13 protein-coding genes are annotated in these 17,600 nt (G+C 60.0%); 12 read left to right on the top strand and 1 reads right to left on the bottom strand.

Translation table 11 applies throughout. The features are described from left to right. The first annotated feature begins 30 nt into the window (after positions 1 to 30). The 8 genes from R0125_RS14380 (at position 31) to pdxJ (ending at position 8,967) form a co-directional block, all read left to right on the top strand. On the top strand, positions 31 to 2,757 hold the full coding sequence (locus R0125_RS14380; protein ID WP_317238640.1) for an EAL domain-containing protein: 2,727 nt from the start codon (positions 31 to 33) through the stop codon (positions 2,755 to 2,757). 104 nt (positions 2,758 to 2,861) lie between these two features. After that, entirely contained in the window at positions 2,862 to 4,664 is a 1,803-nt protein-coding gene (gene lepA, locus R0125_RS14375; RefSeq protein ID WP_248182463.1) for a translation elongation factor 4, read from the top strand. An 11-nt stretch (positions 4,665 to 4,675) separates the two neighbouring features. Next, positions 4,676 to 5,464, top strand: a complete 789-nt coding sequence (lepB, locus tag R0125_RS14370) for a signal peptidase I (protein WP_317238639.1) — start codon at positions 4,676 to 4,678, stop codon at positions 5,462 to 5,464. 30 nt (positions 5,465 to 5,494) lie between these two features. Further along, a complete protein-coding gene (locus R0125_RS14365; protein WP_248182467.1) occupies positions 5,495 to 5,884 on the top strand; it encodes a DUF4845 domain-containing protein in 390 nt (129 codons plus the stop codon). Beyond that, on the top strand, positions 5,881 to 6,570 hold the full coding sequence (gene rnc, locus R0125_RS14360; protein WP_248182469.1) for a ribonuclease III: 690 nt from the start codon (positions 5,881 to 5,883) through the stop codon (positions 6,568 to 6,570). Before R0125_RS14365 ends, rnc begins: the two co-directional genes overlap by 4 nt. Next, positions 6,570 to 7,487, top strand: coding sequence for a GTPase Era (gene era, locus R0125_RS14355; RefSeq protein ID WP_317238638.1), 918 nt, complete (start codon positions 6,570 to 6,572; stop codon positions 7,485 to 7,487). The genes rnc and era overlap by 1 nt, the downstream gene beginning before the upstream one ends. Before the next feature lie 8 nt (positions 7,488 to 7,495). Beyond that, on the top strand, positions 7,496 to 8,230 hold the full coding sequence (recO, locus tag R0125_RS14350) for a DNA repair protein RecO (protein WP_317238637.1): 735 nt from the start codon (positions 7,496 to 7,498) through the stop codon (positions 8,228 to 8,230). After that, positions 8,227 to 8,967, top strand: a complete 741-nt coding sequence (pdxJ, locus tag R0125_RS14345; RefSeq protein ID WP_317238636.1) for a pyridoxine 5'-phosphate synthase — start codon at positions 8,227 to 8,229, stop codon at positions 8,965 to 8,967. The genes recO and pdxJ overlap by 4 nt, the downstream gene beginning before the upstream one ends. An 8-nt stretch (positions 8,968 to 8,975) precedes the next feature. Here pdxJ and R0125_RS14340 read toward each other — a convergent pair whose 3' ends face one another. After that, positions 8,976 to 11,876: an ATP-binding protein gene (locus tag R0125_RS14340; protein ID WP_317238635.1), complete on the bottom strand. Its 2,901-nt coding sequence runs from the start codon at positions 11,874 to 11,876 to the stop codon at positions 8,976 to 8,978. A 258-nt stretch (positions 11,877 to 12,134) separates the two neighbouring features. Here R0125_RS14340 and cysM point away from each other — a divergent pair, with 258 nt between their 5' ends. The 4 genes from cysM to mazG are packed head-to-tail and all read left to right on the top strand — an operon-like array spanning position 12,135 to position 17,539. Further along, entirely contained in the window at positions 12,135 to 13,028 is an 894-nt protein-coding gene (cysM, locus tag R0125_RS14335; RefSeq protein WP_248182475.1) for a cysteine synthase CysM, read from the top strand. A gap of 21 nt (positions 13,029 to 13,049) precedes the next feature. Continuing rightward, positions 13,050 to 14,408, top strand: a complete 1,359-nt coding sequence (rlmD, locus tag R0125_RS14330) for a 23S rRNA (uracil(1939)-C(5))-methyltransferase RlmD (RefSeq protein WP_317238634.1) — start codon at positions 13,050 to 13,052, stop codon at positions 14,406 to 14,408. A 54-nt stretch (positions 14,409 to 14,462) separates the two neighbouring features. After that, on the top strand, positions 14,463 to 16,700 hold the full coding sequence (relA, locus tag R0125_RS14325; RefSeq protein WP_248182480.1) for a GTP diphosphokinase: 2,238 nt from the start codon (positions 14,463 to 14,465) through the stop codon (positions 16,698 to 16,700). Further along, positions 16,697 to 17,539 carry a nucleoside triphosphate pyrophosphohydrolase gene (gene mazG, locus R0125_RS14320; protein ID WP_248182482.1) on the top strand — a complete coding sequence of 281 codons (843 nt, stop codon included), beginning with the start codon at positions 16,697 to 16,699 and terminating at the stop codon, positions 17,537 to 17,539. Before relA ends, mazG begins: the two co-directional genes overlap by 4 nt. Positions 17,540 to 17,600 lie beyond the last annotated feature (61 nt).

Genomic DNA, 17,600 nt, shown 5'->3' with positions numbered 1-17,600 from the left:
GAATGTTGGCCAAGGATCGGACCCGCCCGAATGATGAACAAAAAGGAATTTCCCCTCCGGACGCTTTTGCAATTCCGACACGCCTGGGTTGCCTGGCTGTTACTGGCCGGTTGTATCGCCGTCACCCTTCTGCTCTGGCAGGTGTCCATCCGGTTGGTGGACGACCGCACTGAAGCCCGCTTCCGCACCCAGTCCTTGCAGCTGAAAACCGCCATCGAAGAACGCCTGCTGAATTACGAACAGGTACTGGCCGGCAGTGCCGGTCTGTTTGCGGTTGCTGGCAGTGTGTCCCGGGAGCAGTGGCGTGAATACGTCGATAAAGTGGACATCGACCGTTACTACCCCGGCATTCAGGGTATCGGTTACGTCGAGCGTATTGGTGTTCGGCGGATGGCAGATCATATTTCGTCTGTGCGGGCCGAGGGCGTTCGGAATTATCTGGTCACCCCTCTGGGATCTGGCCCGGATTACTACCCCATGGTCTATCTGGAGCCCGGCACCGAGCGCAATCGTCGCGCGCTCGGATACGATGCGTTCAGCGATCCCGTGCACCGGCGTGCCATGGAGGAGGCCCGTGATGATGCGACGCCAACCGTCACAGGGAAGGTTATTCTGGTGCAGGAGGAAGTGGCCGAGGATCAGGCCAGCTTCCTGATGTATTACCCGGTTTATCAGGGTGGGGCGGTGCCCGACATTCGTGCCGAACGCCGAATGATGCTGGCCGGTTATGTTTTCAGTGCGTTCCGCATGAACAACCTGATCGACGGTATCGTTGGGTTGATTTCGCCGTTTCTGGATGTACGTATCTACGACGGTGAACGGGTGAGCCGTGATGGCCTGATGTATGGCTCGAATCTCGGCTCACTGGACAACGATTTCAGTTTCGAGATGAGTCAGACCATTCGTCACGGTGGCCGCAACTGGCTGCTGCAGACTCGCTCAACGCCCGCTTTTGATTTCCTTGCCTCTGATCCGCGGCCACCCATTGTGCTGGGCAGTGGTATTGTGATCAGCCTGCTGATGTTCCTGTTCGTTCTCACGTTGATTCGCTCCCGCATCATGGCGCAGGTCAGTGCCGGGCGTTACCGGGCCATCACCGAGGGAGCGGCCAACGTCACTCTGGTATTGAGCCGTAAGGGCAAACCGCTGTACGCCAGCCCCTCCAGCCTGGACATACTGGGCTTTGACCCGAACAAGCTGCAGTCACTGGATTTCAAAACCATTGTGCATGGGGATGACTGGTCGTTGTTGATGGCGGGTTTTGATGACGCCGTTGATGCGCCGGGCAAGCAGATGCCGGTAATCCGTGCCCGCATCCGCGATGCTGAGGGGCACTGGCGTGACATGGAAGGCACCTACACGGCAATGCTGAGCGTCCCGGGGGTCAACGGTGTGGTGTTGAGTCTACGGGACCTGACTCAGCTGAAAGCGGCCCAGTCCGAGCTGCACCGCTTGGCGTTCTATGATCCGCTGACAGGCCTGGCCAACCGGCAGCTGTTCCGGGACCGGCTCAGCCATGTGGTGCGCCGAAGCCGCCGCAGCGGCGAGCCAGCGGCACTCATGTTCCTCGATCTGGACGGCTTCAAGCGCATCAACGATACCCTCGGCCACGATGCCGGTGATGAACTGCTGCAGCAGGTGGCGCAGTGGCTGTCAGGTTGTGTGCGCGAGGAAGACTCCGTTGCCCGTCTCGGCGGCGATGAATTTGTGGTGCTGCTGTCGCGGATCAGTGGCCCGGACGCCGCAGGCAAGGTGGCGGAGACCATTCTGCGCCGCCTATGCCAGCGCATTCGCCTGAACGATCATGAGGTGGGCATTACCGTCAGTATCGGTATCACCATGGTGCCCCACGACAGTGAGGATTCCGGCACGCTGATGAAGTATGCGGATCTCGCCATGTACCGGGCCAAGGAGATGGGGCGCAATACCTACCAGTTCTTCACGCCGGCGATGAACATCCAGGCCGCCCGGCGGCTGTTGCAGCAGGAAGAGCTGGCCACCGCGCTGGATGGCGACCGCTTTGTTCTGCATTACCAGCCGAAGGTGGATCTGAAGACCGAGCGGGTGATCGGCGTTGAGGCCTTCCTGCGCTGGCACCATCCAGAGAAAGGGTTGGTTTCCGCCCAGCAGTTCATTGGCCTCGCCGAAGAAACAGGTCTGATCATACGGCTTGGCGAACTGGCACTGCGACAGGCCTGTATTCAGGTACAGGCCCTGGAGCGCGCAGGTTTCGAGTCCCTCAATATGGCCGTCAATCTGTCGGTTTGCCAGTTAACAGACTCCGGCTTCCTCGACATGATCCGCCAGGTGATCACCGAAACCGGCGTCGCGCCGGAGCGGCTGGAGCTGGAAATGCCCGCCGAACTGCTCAATGAGGACCCGAGAATGCTGCGGGAGCTGCTGGTGTCGCTCCACGATCTCGGGGTGTGTCTGATCCTGGATGATTTCGGCACCGGATCGTGCTCGCTGGTGTCGCTGCAGCAGCTGCCACTGGACGTGATCAAGATCGACCATCGCTTCATTCGGGACATTCCCTACAACGTCAGTGCCACCGACGTCGCTTCGGCGGTTATAGCATTGGCCCGCAAGCTGCACCTGACGGTGGTGGCAGAGGGCGTGGAGACGCCTCAGCAGCTCAGCTTTCTCAAGACCGCAGGCTGTGCCCAGTGTCAGGGCAACCTGTTCAGTTACCCATTGGACGAAGATGCCCTCATCGGCTTCCTGATCCGACAATATGAGCGACCGCTGATCTCCTGATCATGGCAATGGCGGCTCTTAACCGGTAAAATCACGCCGTTCCCGGATCGCGGTAGCGGCCCCTCCGGGCTCAATCCTTCGTCTTATATGAGTAATCATCGTCTGTGACTGAACTGAGCCGAATCCGTAACTTTTCCATCATTGCCCACATCGACCATGGCAAATCCACCCTTGCTGACCGTTTTATTCAGGTCTGTGGTGGCCTGACCGATCGTGAAATGGCCGAGCAGGTCCTGGATTCCATGGATCTGGAGCGTGAGCGGGGGATCACCATCAAGGCTCAGAGTGTGACGCTGAACTACACCGCGAAGGATGGCGAACAATACAAGCTCAACTTCATCGATACGCCGGGCCACGTGGATTTTTCCTACGAGGTGTCGCGCTCGCTCTATGCCTGTGAGGGCGCATTACTGGTGGTGGACGCGGGGCAGGGCGTTGAAGCCCAGTCTGTGGCCAACTGCTACACCGCGCTGGAGCAGGGGCTGGAGGTTGTGCCGGTTCTCAACAAGATGGACCTGCCCCAGGCCGAGCCGGAGCGGGTAGCGGCAGAAATTGAAGACATTATCGGTATCGAGGCGTCCGATGCCGTGCGTTGCAGCGCCAAGAGTGGCATGGGCGTGGACGACGTGCTGGAAGATCTGATCAAGCGGATACCGCCGCCCAAAGGCGATCGCAGCGCGCCTCTGCAAGCGTTGATTATTGACTCCTGGTTCGACAACTATCTGGGCGTGGTCTCCCTGGTGCGGGTTACCGAGGGCACTCTGAAAAAGGGTGACAAGATCGTGATCAAGTCTACCGGCAAGGCCTGGAACGCCGATAAAGTGGGTATTTTCAATCCCAAACCGACCGACACCCAGATTCTCGAAGCGGGCGATGTGGGCTTTGTGGTTGCCGGCATCAAGGACATTCATGGTGCGCCGGTGGGCGACACCATCGTGCACCAGAAGTTTTCCGATACCACGCCGATGCTGCCGGGCTTCAAGAAGGTCAAGCCGCAGGTCTATGCCGGCCTGTTCCCGGTCAGTGCCGATGACTACGACGATTTCCGCGACGCGCTGGAAAAGCTGACCCTGAACGACGCCTCGCTGTTCTTCGAACCGGAGAACTCTGATGCGCTGGGCTTCGGCTTCCGTTGTGGTTTCCTGGGCATGCTGCACATGGAGATCATCCAGGAGCGTCTCGAGCGCGAGTACGACATCGATCTGATCACCACCGCGCCCACGGTAATCTATGAAGTGGTTACCCGACAGGGTGAGACCGTGTCGGTAGACAACCCATCGCGGCTTCCGGATATTGGCTCTATTGAAGAAATGCGTGAGCCCATTGTCGAGGCCAGCATCCTGGTGCCACAGGAGCATCTGGGTAACGTCATTGCTCTGTGTGAGGAAAAGCGTGGCGTGCAGAAGAACATGCACTTTATGTCGACCCAGGTGCAGCTCACCTACGAGCTGCCGATGGCAGAAGTGGTGATGGACTTTTTTGACCGGATCAAATCCGCCAGTCGCGGTTTTGCGTCGCTGGACTACCACTTTACGCGGTTCCAGACCGCCAATCTGGTGCGCCTCGACGTGCTGATCAACGGTGAGCGCATTGATGCCCTGGCGCTGATCGTCCACAAAGATGTGGCGCACTACAAAGGGCGCCAGCTGGTCGAGAAAATGAAAGAGCTGATTCCGCGGCAGATGTTTGATATCGCGATTCAGGCAGCCATCGGTAACCAGGTGGTGTCCCGGGTGACGGTCAAGGCGTTGCGGAAGAACGTGACTGCCAAGTGCTATGGCGGTGACGTCAGCCGTAAGAAAAAACTGCTGCAGAAGCAGAAAGAAGGTAAAAAACGCATGAAGCAGCTGGGTAATGTCGAGGTGCCTCAGGAAGCGTTCCTTGCCGTACTGAAAGTGGACAAATAAAAGGCACCTGAATGGATATTGATTTCCCTCTTGTTCTGGTTGTATTGACGTTCGCGACGGGGCTTATCTGGCTGGCAGACACGCTGTTTCTGCGTCAACGCCGGGAGGCCGGTGCGCAGGCCGGGCAAGAACAGGCCGCAGAGGCGGCGGAGCCGCCTAAAGAGCCCTATCTGGTAGACCTGAGCCGCTCCTTTTTTCCGGTGCTGGCGATCGTTCTCGTGCTGCGGTCCTTTCTGGTGGAACCGTTCCAGATTCCTTCCGGGTCCATGTTGCCCACCCTCGAAGTCGGCGATTTCATTCTGGTGAACAAGTACGCCTACGGCCTGCGGCTGCCGGTGGCCGGCACCAAGATCCTTGACGTGGACGATCCCGGTCGCGGTGATGTGGTGGTGTTCCGCTACCCCGAAGACGGCCGTACCAATTACATCAAGCGGGTGGTGGGCTTGCCCGGCGATCATGTGCGCTATCGCGGTAAGGAATTGCTCATCAACGGTGAAAAGGTGGACTCCCGCTTTGTAGCGCGTTTGCCGCCCATGGAACTTCGCCGCGAAACGCTGGGCGAGAACGTGCACGACATCTTCCTCACCCTGGGGCGCCCGGCAGGCTCCGGTGAGGGTGAGTGGACCGTGCCTGAGGGACACTATTTCGTTATGGGGGATAACCGGGACAACAGTAACGACAGCCGTTATTGGGGTACGGTGCCGGACGAAATGATCGTAGGGAAAGCCTTTGCCATCTGGATGCACTGGAAATCACTCACCAGTCTGCCATCCTTTGATCGTGTGGGTGCAATTGATTAAGCGGGTTTCCATTCAAGGAGCGCAGTCGGAATGAAGAACAACAACCTGTCTTGTATGGGGCGTCAAGGTGGTGCTTCGGCACTGACAATGCTGGTCATGGTGCTGTTTTTTGGCAGCCTGCTGACACTGGTGATCAAGTTGGGCCCGGTCTACCTGGATGACATCACCATTCAGGAGGCTCTTGAAGGCCTTGACGGTACCGAGGGGCTCTCCCGGATGGGCCCGGCAGAGGTTCGTGGCCTGATCAACAAACGCCTGAGCGTAAACAACGTGCGCGGCTTTGATGCCAAGGATATTACGGTCGAAAAAGATGGCGAGCTGGTGTTGATCAAGGTGGATTACGAAGTGCGCAACAACCTGTTCCGCAATGTGGACACCGTTATTCACTTCAAGCACGAATACGAGATGCAGGGCCAGTGAGTTCGCAACCGGATCTGGAACAGTTACAGCGTCGAATCGGTTATCAGTTCGAAGCGCCCGAGCGTTTGCTGCTGGCGCTGACTCACCGCAGTTTTGGCAACCAGAACAACGAGCGGTTGGAGTTCCTGGGGGATTCCATCGTCAATATGGTCATCGCGGAATACCTTTACCTGCATTTCGAGAAAGCCCGTGAGGGTCAGTTAAGCCGCCTGCGCGCTCGCATGGTCAAGGGCGTGACCCTGGCGGAAATCGGCCGCGAATTCGAGCTTGGCAAATATCTGCGCCTGGGGTCCGGCGAACTCAAAAGCGGTGGCTTCCGTCGCGAGTCGATCCTCGCGGACGCGGTGGAATCCATCATTGGCGCCATCTATCTGGACAGCGATTTCGAAACCTGCCGGCAGCAGGTGCTGCGCTGGTTTGAGCAGCGCCTTGAAAATCTCGATCTTCAGGACACCCAGAAAGATCCGAAAACACGCCTTCAGGAATACCTGCAGTCCCGTCAGTTTCCATTGCCCCGATACGATGTGATCTCGGTGGATGGCGAGGCTCATGCCCAGACGTTTCATGTTTCCTGCGCTTTGCCGTCTCTGGATCGCAAGACCTCCGGAATTGGCAGCAGTCGCCGTATTGCCGAGCAGCAGGCCGCCCGTAATGCCCTGAAGGAATTGGGCGTGGAGAACGATTGATGAATGATATTACCCGTCCGGAAAATCCGGACAGTCGCTGCGGTTTTGTGGCCATTGTCGGCCGGCCTAACGTCGGCAAGTCGACCCTGCTGAACCACATTCTCGGCCAGAAACTGAGCATTACCTCGCGAAAGCCACAAACCACCCGGCATCAGGTGCTGGGGATCAAGACCCTGGGGTCGGTGCAGGCCATCTATGTCGATACTCCAGGCATGCACGAGGAAGAGCCGCGCGCGCTGAATCGCTATATGAACAAGGCAGCCACCTCGGCGTTGATCGATGTGGATGTGGTGGTGTTCGTGGTGGATCAGCTGACGTGGACTACCGCCGATGAGCTGGTGCTTGAGAAGCTGTCGTCTCTGAAGTGTCCGGTGATTCTTGCGGTGAACAAGGTGGACAAGATCGAAAAGCGGGAGTCCCTGCTGCCGCATCTGGACATGTTGTCGAAGAAGCGGGAGTTTGCCGAAATTATTCCGCTGTCGGCGCTGAAGGAGACCAATCTCGAGCCCCTGGAGAAATCCGTCTACAGTTATCTGCCGCAGAGTGTGCATTTTTACCCGGATGACCAGATCACCGATCGCAGCGAGCGGTTCATGGCGTCGGAAATGGTGCGGGAGAAGATTACCCGTCAGCTCGGTGCGGAGCTGCCGTACTCGGTGGCAGTGGAAATTGAAGAGTTCCGCCGCGACGGAAAAACCCTGCACATTTCGGCGCTGATTCTGGTGGAACGGGAAGGCCAGAAAAAGATCATGATCGGGGACAAGGGCGACCGTTTGCGCAGCATTGGTCAGGATGCCCGGGCTGACATGGAGCGGTTGTTCGACAGCAAGGTCATGTTGCGCCTCTGGGTGAAGGTTAAGCGCGGCTGGGCCGACAGTGACCGGGCTCTGAAAAGCCTGGGCATGAACGACTTCTGAGCCCGCCAATGGCGACGGCTGTGCAACAGGAACCGGCGTATGTTCTTCATCGCCGGCCCTGGCGGGAAACCAGCCTTCAGGTCGACGTGTTCAGCCTGAATGCCGGCCGGATGTCCCTGATTGCTCGCGGTGCCAACAGCGCCCGCAGTCCGCTCAAAGCCCAGTTGCAACCGTTCCAGCCCCTGCTGCTGGACTGGACCGGGCGCGGCGATCTGAAAACCCTGACCCAGACCGAAGTGCGCAGCGGCCCGGTGCTGCGGGGCACCACGCCGCTGTACAGCGGCTTGTACATCAACGAACTGCTGCAACGGATTCTGCCCGCCGCCGACCCCCATCCCACCCTGTTTGCTGCCTACATCGACGTGCTCGCGGAACTGGCCGGCAACGACGATGTAGAGCCGGTTCTGCGCCGTTTCGAACGCTCCTTTGTCGAAGCCCTGGGCTACAGTTTTGCGTGGGATCTGGCCCGTGACACCGGTGCAGAGGTCGAGCCCGGCCAGCGCTATTGTTATGATCCGGAGCAGGGCATCGTGCAGGTGCCGAGCCAGCAAGTGCGTCTTCGCAACCTGCCGGGTGATGCATTACTGGCCCTGGCAGAGGGCGACTTCGTATCACTGGAGTGCCGGCGCACCGCCAAGCGGGTCATGCGGGTGCTGGTGGACTACCTGCTGCAGGGCAAACCCCTGCACAGCAGAACCCTATTCAGCCACGGTCGGAAAGAACCGACGGAGAGAAACCAATGAATCCCAGAGTCTTACTCGGTGTGAACATCGACCACGTGGCCACCCTGCGGCAGGCCAGGGGGACCCGTTATCCGGATCCGGTACAGGCCGCGCTGCTGGCCGAAGAGGCCGGTGCCGACGGTATCACCATACACCCCAGGGAAGACCGGCGGCACATCCAGGATCGGGATGTACTGATGCTCAAGGAAGTGTTGCAGACCAAGATGAACCTGGAAATGGCGGTGACCGATGCCATGCTTGCCTTTGCCGAGCAGGTTCGCCCCGAATGCGTCTGTCTGGTACCGGAAAAGCGCGAGGAGCTGACCACCGAGGGTGGGCTGGACGTGGAGGGTCAGGAAGCTCGGGTCGCCAAAGCCTGCGAGCGGCTGGCCCGAATCGGTGCGGAAGTGTCGCTGTTTATCGACCCGGACGCTGCCCAGATAGACGCCGCCATTCGTTGCGGTGCGCCGGTGATCGAGCTACACACCGGCGAATATGCCGAAGCAGAAACGCCGCAAGCGGCGGACGCCGCGTTCCGGGTGCTGGCGGATGCGGTCGCCTACGCCCGTAAAAAAGGCCTGATTGTAAACGCCGGCCATGGCCTGCATTACCACAACACCGAGCGTGTCGCGGCCATTTCCGGCATCAACGAGCTGAATATCGGCCATGCGATCATCGCCCGCGCGGTGTTTACCGGCCTGAAAGACGCCGTGCGTGAAATGAAAGCGATTCTCGAAAGCGCCCGCGGACGTACCTGACAGAGGCCTCAGGTCAGACTGTCCGTGTTGGCGGGGCTGTTTTCATCGGTGCCTGTCTGCCCGCGGAACATCGCCTGCCAGTCGGTTTGCTCACTCCATATCTGCAGGCGCTCGATCGCGCCGAGCAACTGGTCCTTCTCATAGGCCAGCCCCGGAGAGGAGCATTTCAGACCGGTTTCAAGCTGATTGGCTGCCGCTCTCAGTTCCGGCACACCACAATATCGGGTGGCGCCATGCAGTTTGTGAACGCACTCCAGTACCTGTTCCAGGTCGCCTTTAGCCCACTGCTGATGAATTTTCTCCACGTCTGCCGGTAGCTGTTCCAGCAACATACTGAACAGCTCTTCCGCCAGGTCGGCTTTGCCGGCGGCCAGTTGAATGCTCTCTTCAACACTCACGCAGTCGTGCTGAAGCTTGCGGGTGGACGGGCGCAGCGCCCGGCGGGTATCCCGAACCTCCGGTACCACTTCGCGATGGTGGGTAGGCAATGTCTCGCACGCATATCCGGTGTACTCACGAATGGTCTCGATCAGCTGGCTGCTGCTGATCGGCTTGGCAAGATAGCCGTCGAATCCCTGGCGCGCGAGGCGATCCTGCTCGTCGGCCAGGGCATGGGCGGTGAGCGCGATCACCGGCGTGCGGTGGGTTTTGGTATCCATCGCGCGCAGCCGGGCGGTCGTCTCCACGCCGTCCATGCCGGGCATCTGCAAATCCATGAACACCAGATCGAAGGGCTTGTTCCGGGCTTTACTGATGGCCTCGAAACCGCTTGAGGCGCCTTCGGCATTAACCTTGCAGTCCTGCAGCAGGGTCATCACCAGTTTCAGGTTGGCGTCGTTGTCATCCACCGCAAGTATCCGTGGCATATCACCGGCCGGTTGCCACGCGGGTTGGCTCGGGTACTCGATCAGTGTCTTCTGACCGGAGTTGATGCCGTGAACCAGCAACAGCATTTCGTCATACAACGCGTCGCGGCAGATGGGCTTGGTCAGGTGCCCGCTGGCAAGACCGGACAGCGGCGTGTCGTGGGTGTCGAGGGTAGGGGTCAGTAGCAGGGTGCGGCAGTCCCGCTCCAGCTCCAGGTTGCGCACCAGGCCACAGTACTGGCTGGAATTGAGTAGATGCCGGGTGATGCCGACGATGGCAAGCGCGTATCCTGACTGGTTGCGCTGGGCCTCCTCAACCTGCTCCTGCATGGCGCCGGTCGATGCCACGGTATCCACTTCCATGCCCCATTCCCGCAGCAGGTGTTCCACGGCAAGGCCGGAGGTTTTCTGTTGCTCGAGATAGATCACGCGCTCGCCCCGCAGGGCGTCCCGGGGTGCGCTGCCATCGGCTGCGCCGGACAACTCCGAGGTCAGCGTGAACCAGAAGGTGGAGCCTTTGCCGAGCTCGCTCTGGAGCCCGATCTTGCCGCCCATTTCCTCCACCAGTCGCTTGGAGATCGCCAGGCCCAGACCGGTGCCGCCGTATTGACGGGCGGTGGAGGCATCCGCCTGGCTGAACGCATTGAATAGCGATTGCTGCTGGGCGCGTGACAGCCCCACGCCGGAATCAGTAATGCTGATGCGCAGCGTAACCCGGTTGCTTTCTTTGTCTTCGTCCTCGAGGCTGGCCCGCAGAACCACTTCACCGGTCTGGGTGAACTTGATGGCGTTATTCACCAGATTGGTAATAACCTGTTTGACCCGCAGCGGGTCCCCCATGATGTTGTCCGGTACATCGTTGTAGACCAGGGGCACAAGGTCGAGATTCTTGCTGTGGGCCGCCGGCGCGAGCATCACCATGACATCCTCGACGATGTCCCGCAGCGGGAAGGGAACCCGGTCGAGGATCAGCTTGCCGGCTTCTATCTTGGAGAAGTCGAGGATGTCGTTGATGATGGTCAGCAGGATTTCCGAAGACTTGCGGATGGTGCTCAGGTGGTCCCGTTGCTGACGGGGCAGCGGGCTTTTCAGCAACAACTCGGTGAAACCGATGATGCCGTTCAGGGGCGTACGGATTTCGTGGGACATGTTGGCCAGGAATTCCGACTTGATGCGACTGGCTTCCAGCGCCTCCTTACGGGCGAAATCCAGCTCGATGTTCTGGATCTCGATAGTTTCCAGGGTTTCCCGCAGATCTTCGGTGGCCTGGTCAATGTTCTGCTGCATCTCGGCCTGGGCCTTGCTGAGCTCTTCGGCCATGGCATTGAGGCCTGACTCCAGCTGCTCGAACTCCGGCCCGGCGCCGGTGTGCACCCGGGTATCGAGCTTGCCTTCCTTGAGGCGGGCGACTGCCGCGTTGAGCTCGAATACCGGGTCGGTGAAGGCGCGGCTCAGGCGCAGGGCGATGATCAGGCTGAGCAATACGCCGCCGAGCACCAGCATCAGTGATATCAGCAGGGCTTTGTAGGTTTCCTTCTCGGTGCGGATGTGTGACATCTCCACCGCGGCCCAGCCCAGCGGCATGCCCTGGCTGTTCGGTGGCTGGCTGCCGGTCGGCTCCAGCATGTTCTCGATCATCAGGTCCTGAAGAAATACCGGGGTGACGAACAGCGTGCTGTCCGCGCGGAAAATCCGTTTCGGTCGTTCGGGAGTCAACTCGCTTTCAGGAATGATGTCGGCGCTGCCGGGGCCAGTGTGAAGCAGGCGTTTGCGCTCGCTGTCAAAAAAGGTGATCGAGCGCACATCCTGCTCTTCCAGCAGGGCGTTCGAAAGGCTGTTCAGCAGGCTGCGGTTGGCAGTGAACAGACCATACTCGGAGCCGGCGGCCAGCTGGCGGGACAGCGACTGGCCCCGGTCCTGGAGCAGGCTTTCAATATTGGTGACCCAGCTGTAAGTAAAGAACAGGCCCAGAACCAGAGTGGTCAGAAGCGTGGGGACGAGTGTCACCACGAGAACTTTTTTGCGAATGCCCCAACGCCGCATAGAGTGTTCCTGTTGTCTCGTTTACAGCCGGATCAACGGCTGTACGTCCCTGTCAGAATAGATGATCCGGGAGACCGGTGCAGCGTTAGCAGCGCGGCTCTGATCCGGATATAGCCGCCGGTCATGGATATAGCGACAAGCTGTATTGGGAGACGGCGACCATAACGCGTATCATGCGACCGGAAAGTGTATCACAGGCGATGGCCGGTCTGGTTGCCCGGCCTGTCGGGTGACGGCAGATTTGAGGAAGGTTTCGGTATGAATTTCCCCACCATAGAAGATTATGTCGGGCACACGCCCCTGGTTCGCCTGCAACGCCTGCCGGGCGAAACCAGCAATGTCATTCTGGCCAAACTGGAAGGCAATAATCCCGCCGGTTCGGTCAAGGACCGCCCGGCGATCAGTATGATTCAGGAGGCCGAGCGCCGGGGTGATATCAAGCCCGGCGACACACTCATTGAGGCCACCAGTGGCAACACCGGCATCGCCCTGGCCATGGCGGCCGCCATCAAGGGTTACCGGATGGTGCTGATCATGCCGGCGAACATGAGTGAAGAGCGCCGTGCCTCCATGCGTGCCTATGGCGCGGAGATAGTGACGGTGTCCAAAGAGGAAGGCATGGAGACCGCCCGTGACCTGGCGCAGAAGATGGAAGCCGAGGGCAAGGGCAAGGTGCTTGATCAGTTTGCCAATCAGGACAACCCGCTGGCGCACTACCGCACCACCGGTCCGGAAATCTGGGAGCAGACCGGCGGCCGGGTGACCCATTTCATCAGCTCCATGGGCACCACCGGCACCATCATGGGGGTGTCTCGCTACCTCAAGGAGCGCAATCCCGATATCCGCATTATCGGTCTGCAGCCAAAAGAAGGGGCAGCGATACCGGGCATCCGTCGATGGCCGGAGCCCTACCTGCCCAGGATCTACGATGCTGCACGGGTCGATCAGGTGCTGGACATTGGCCAGCAGGAAGCCGAGGACACCATGCGGGCCCTGGCCCGGGAAGAGGGCATTTTCTGCGGTGTTTCCTCCGGAGGCTCAATTGCTGCGGCCCTGCAGCTGTCCGCTCAGGTTGAAAACGCAGTCATCGTGGCCATTATCTGTGACCGGGGCGATCGCTACCTGTCCACCGGCGTCTTCCCCGGCGCCTGAACCGCAGCAAGAGAATTAAGTATGAGCAGAAGACGCAGGAAGGTTCTTCCCAAGGAACCGGTCCGTTGTGTGGTTGAGACCCTGAGTCATGACGGCCGGGGCATTGCCCGTCAGGACGGCAAGATCCAGTTTGTCGACGGAGCGCTGCCGGGCGAGACGGTGATGGCCAAGGTGGTGGGCTCGCGCAGCAAGTTTGATGAGCTGCGCACCCTGGAGGTGCTGGAGGCGGCCCCGGAACGGGTAACGCCGCCGTGCGACTATGCCGACCTGTGCGGTGGCTGCAGTCTCCAGCATATGGAGGCGGATGCCCAGATCCGGTTCAAGGAGGACACTCTGCGGGAACACTTTGCCCATTTCGGGGGCATCGAGCCGGACCAGTGGGTGGCCCCGATGCGCTCCCCTGACACCCTCAGCTATCGCCGTAAGGCGCGCATGGGGGTGCGTTATGTGCCGGCCCGAGAGTCGGTACTGGTGGGTTTCCGCGAGAAGCGCAACAGCTTCCTGACCGACATCGACCGCTGTGTGGTGATGGACCCGCGTATTGGTGAGCGCATCACCCCGCTGCGGGAGTTGCTGCATGGGCTGGAAGCCTTCAACCGCATTCCACAGGTGGAAATTGCCTGTGGGGACGATGTGGCGGTGATGGTGTTCCGGAATATGGATGCACTCAGCGACGCGGATCGGGCGAAGCTGATTGCCTTCGGTCAGGCCCATGAATTGCATATCTATCTCCAGCCCAAGGGCCCGGACACTGTGCACCGGATCTGGCCGCTGCCGGAAACGGATGGCAGCAACCAGGATGAGCGCCTCAGCTATCGGCTGGAAGAATTTGACCTGACCATGAAGTTTCATCCCATGGACTTTACCCAGGTCAATGCGGGCATCAACAGCACCATGGTACACAGGGCGGTGGACTGGCTGGATATCCAGCCGGGCGAGCGGGTGCTGGACCTGTTCTGTGGGCTTGGCAACTTTACGTTGCCGCTGGCGCGTCGTGCCGGGCAGGTCGTCGGCGTGGAGGGCGATGAAGCCATGGTGGTTCGCGGGCGCGAAAATGCGGAACTCAATGGCCTCGAGAATGTCACTTTCCACGGCGCCGATCTGCAGGCGGATTTTACCGTCCAGCCCTGGGCCGGGGAAGGCTTCGACAAAATACTGATCGATCCCCCCAGATCCGGTGCGCTGGAGGTGTGCGAATACCTGACCCGGTTCGGTGCCGGACGAATTGTCTACGTATCCTGCAATCCGGCCACGCTGGCCCGGGACGCAGGGGTGATGGTGCGAAACGGCTACCGTCTGGTCAGGGCCGGTGTGATGGACATGTTCCCGCACACCACCCACGTTGAGTCCATCGCGCTGTTCGAGCGCGTGGACAAGTAACCGATAATCCGGTCAGGGATGGCCGGATCAATAACCGGGAATAACAAAGCCGATATGGTAAAAGTTCGGGAAGACTACGCCGTCACAGGAGACGGCCAGATCGACATCGAGCGGTGGGTGCGGCAGATCGAGTCGCAAATCCACCTGGAGAACGTTGATCAGTTCCGTCGCGCCTGCGAGACGGCCGCCGAGATTGACCTGCAGGCGTTCCGCGAAGACCGCCTGTGGGCCGAGGGCGCCAGCAGTTTCCGCACCGGGATCGAAATGGCTCAGGTGCTGGCGGAACTGCACATGGATCAGGCCAGCCTGGTGGCGGCCATACTGTATCGCGCGGTGCGTGAGGAGCGCGTGCCCCTGGAGACGATCCGCAAGGAGTTCGGGGACGAGGTCGCCGAGCTGATCAACGGTGTTCAGCAGATGGCGGCGATTTCCTCCATCCACCACCCGCTCAAGGGCAATGTGCTGGGGCAGAGCGAGGGCCAGCTCGACAATGTCCGCAAGATGCTGGTGACCATGATCGACGACGTTCGCGTGGCGTTGATCAAACTGGCGGAACGTACCTGCGCGATCCGGGCAGTCAAGGATGGCTCAGAAGAAAAGCGCATGCGGGTGGCACGGGAGGTGTTCGATATCTATGCGCCTCTGGCCCATCGGCTGGGCATCGGTCACATCAAGTGGGAGCTGGAAGACCTGTCTTTCCGCTACCTGCACGGTTCCGCGTACAAAAAAATCGCCAAGCTGCTGGATGAAAAGCGCCTGGACCGCGAGAGCTACATCCGGCGGGTGATCGACACCCTGAAAACCGAACTCAAGAACTTCGGCATTGAAGGCGAGCTGTCCGGGCGGGCCAAGCACATCTACAGTATCTGGCGGAAAATGCGCCGCAAGGGCATCGATTTCTCCCAGGTCTATGATGTCCGTGCGGTGCGGGTACTGGTGCCGGAGGTGCGGGACTGCTACGCCGCGCTGGGCATTGTCCACACCCTGTGGCGCCACATTCCCAATGAATTTGACGATTACATCGCCAACCCCAAGGAGAACGGCTACCAGTCCCTGCACACGGCGGTGATTGGCCCGGAAGGCAAGGTGATGGAGGTGCAGATCCGCACCCACAAGATGCACGAGGAAGCCGAGCTGGGGGTCTGTGCCCACTGGCTGTATAAGGGCACCGACAAGGGCAACCGCTCGACCGGGTACGACGCCAAGATCAACTGGCTGCGCCAGGTGCTGGAATGGCAGGAAGAGCTGGGCGATCTGTCCGGCCTGGCGGATCACCTGAAGAGCGATGTGGCATCGGACCGGGTGTACGTGTTCACGCCGGAGGGTCATGTGGTGGATTTACCCCAGGGCGCCACCCCGGTGGATTTCGCCTACCGGGTACACACTGAGGTCGGCCATGCCTGCCGGGGTGCGCGGGTCAATGCCCGCATCGTGCCACTGATCTATCCCCTCAAGACCGGGGACCAGATCTTTATCCTGACCTCCAACAACCCCGCACCCAGTCGCGACTGGCTCAACCCCAGTCTGGGGTATATCCAGACCTCGCGGGCGCGGGCCAAGGTGACCCACTGGTTCAAGCAGCAGGATCGCGGCCGCAACATCATCGATGGTCGGGCCATCCTGGAAGACGAGTTCCGGCGGCTATCCCTGTACGACGTCGACCTTGGCGATCTTGCCCGCAAGGTCAACTATCAGGATGCAGAGGATATGTTCGCGGCGGTCGGAGCCGGGGATCTGCGCCCGACCCACGTGGCCAATGTTGCCCAGCAGATGCTGGAGCCCAAGTCCGAGCAGCTGGACCTGAAGCTCACCGCCCAGCGCCGCAAACCGTACGACACCGAATCGGATATCCAGATTGTGGGCGTTGGCAAACTCAAAACTCAGGTGGCGAAGTGCTGTAAGCCGTTGCCGGGGGATGAGATCGGCGGCTACATCACCGTAGGGCGGGGTGTGACAGTGCACCGGCAGGACTGCATTACCTTCCTGAACCTGCGGGAGTTCGAACCGAACCGGATTATCGAGGTAAGCTGGGGTGGCCGGCCAGCCTCGGTGTATCCCGTGGATGTGGAAATTGAAGCCTATGATCGCTCCGGGCTGCTGCGGGATATCACCCAGGTGCTGTCCTCGTCCAAAAGCGATGTGCTGTCGCTGAACACGCTCAGCAACAAGGACGAGAATACGGCCACCATGACGGTAACCGTGGAAATCTCGAGCCTGGAACAGCTGGCCCGGCTGCTGGCCCAGATTCGTAATCTCCCCAACATCATTGATGTAAGGCGCAAGCGCGGATGAGCTACTCCATCGAGCACCTCAAGCAACTGATGGCCCGGCTGCGGGATCCGGACACCGGGTGCCCCTGGGACATCAAACAGACCTTCGGCAGCATCGTGCCCCATACGCTGGAGGAGGCGTATGAGGTGGCCGATGCCATTGATCGGGCCGATTTCCCGCACCTCGAGGATGAGCTGGGCGACTTGCTGTTTCAGGTGATTTTCTACGCCCGGATGGGGCAGGAGCAGGGGCACTTTGATTTCGATTCCGTGGTGGACAACCTGGTCCGCAAACTGATCCGTCGTCATCCCCATGTGTTCCCCAACGGCACCCTGGAAAGTCGGATTGATCCGGATAACCGCCCGGATGAGGCGTGGATCAAAGCCAGTTGGGAGCGCATCAAAGCCGAGGAGCGGGCCCTGGCCCCCAAGCCGGAGGCCGCACAAGCCAGCCTGCTGGATGGCATTGCCAGGACCCTGCCGGCCATGGCGCGTGCCGAAAAGCTGCAGAAGCGCGCCTCCAACCACGGTTTTGACTGGCCCGATATCGAGCCGGTTTTTGACAAGCTGCATGAGGAAATCGACGAACTCAAGGAAGCCTGGCATGCGGCGCAGGCGGGCACCGGTCCTGCCGATGCGGTGGAAGACGAGCTCGGCGATCTGCTGTTTGTCTGTGTGAATCTGGGGCGTTTCACCAGGGTGAATCCAGAGCAGGCGCTGAACCGCACCAACCACAAATTCGAGGCGCGATTCCGGGCGATCGAGCAGCGCCTCAACGACGAGGGTCGCCAATTCGATGACCAGTCCCTGGAGGCCCTGGATGCCATCTGGCAACAGGTGAAAGGCGTCGAAAAGCAATGAAAACAAGGGCTGAGGCGGGACTTCGGTAAGTACAATCCGTTACCAATTTGTTGCACCGGAC

Origin of the sequence: Marinobacter sp. M-5, assembly GCF_032911545.1 — a bacterium.
GTDB classification, from domain to species: domain Bacteria; phylum Pseudomonadota; class Gammaproteobacteria; order Pseudomonadales; family Oleiphilaceae; genus Marinobacter; species Marinobacter goseongensis.
Note: the sequence above shows the minus strand (reverse complement) of the source record. Positions and strands in the feature narration are given on the sequence as shown.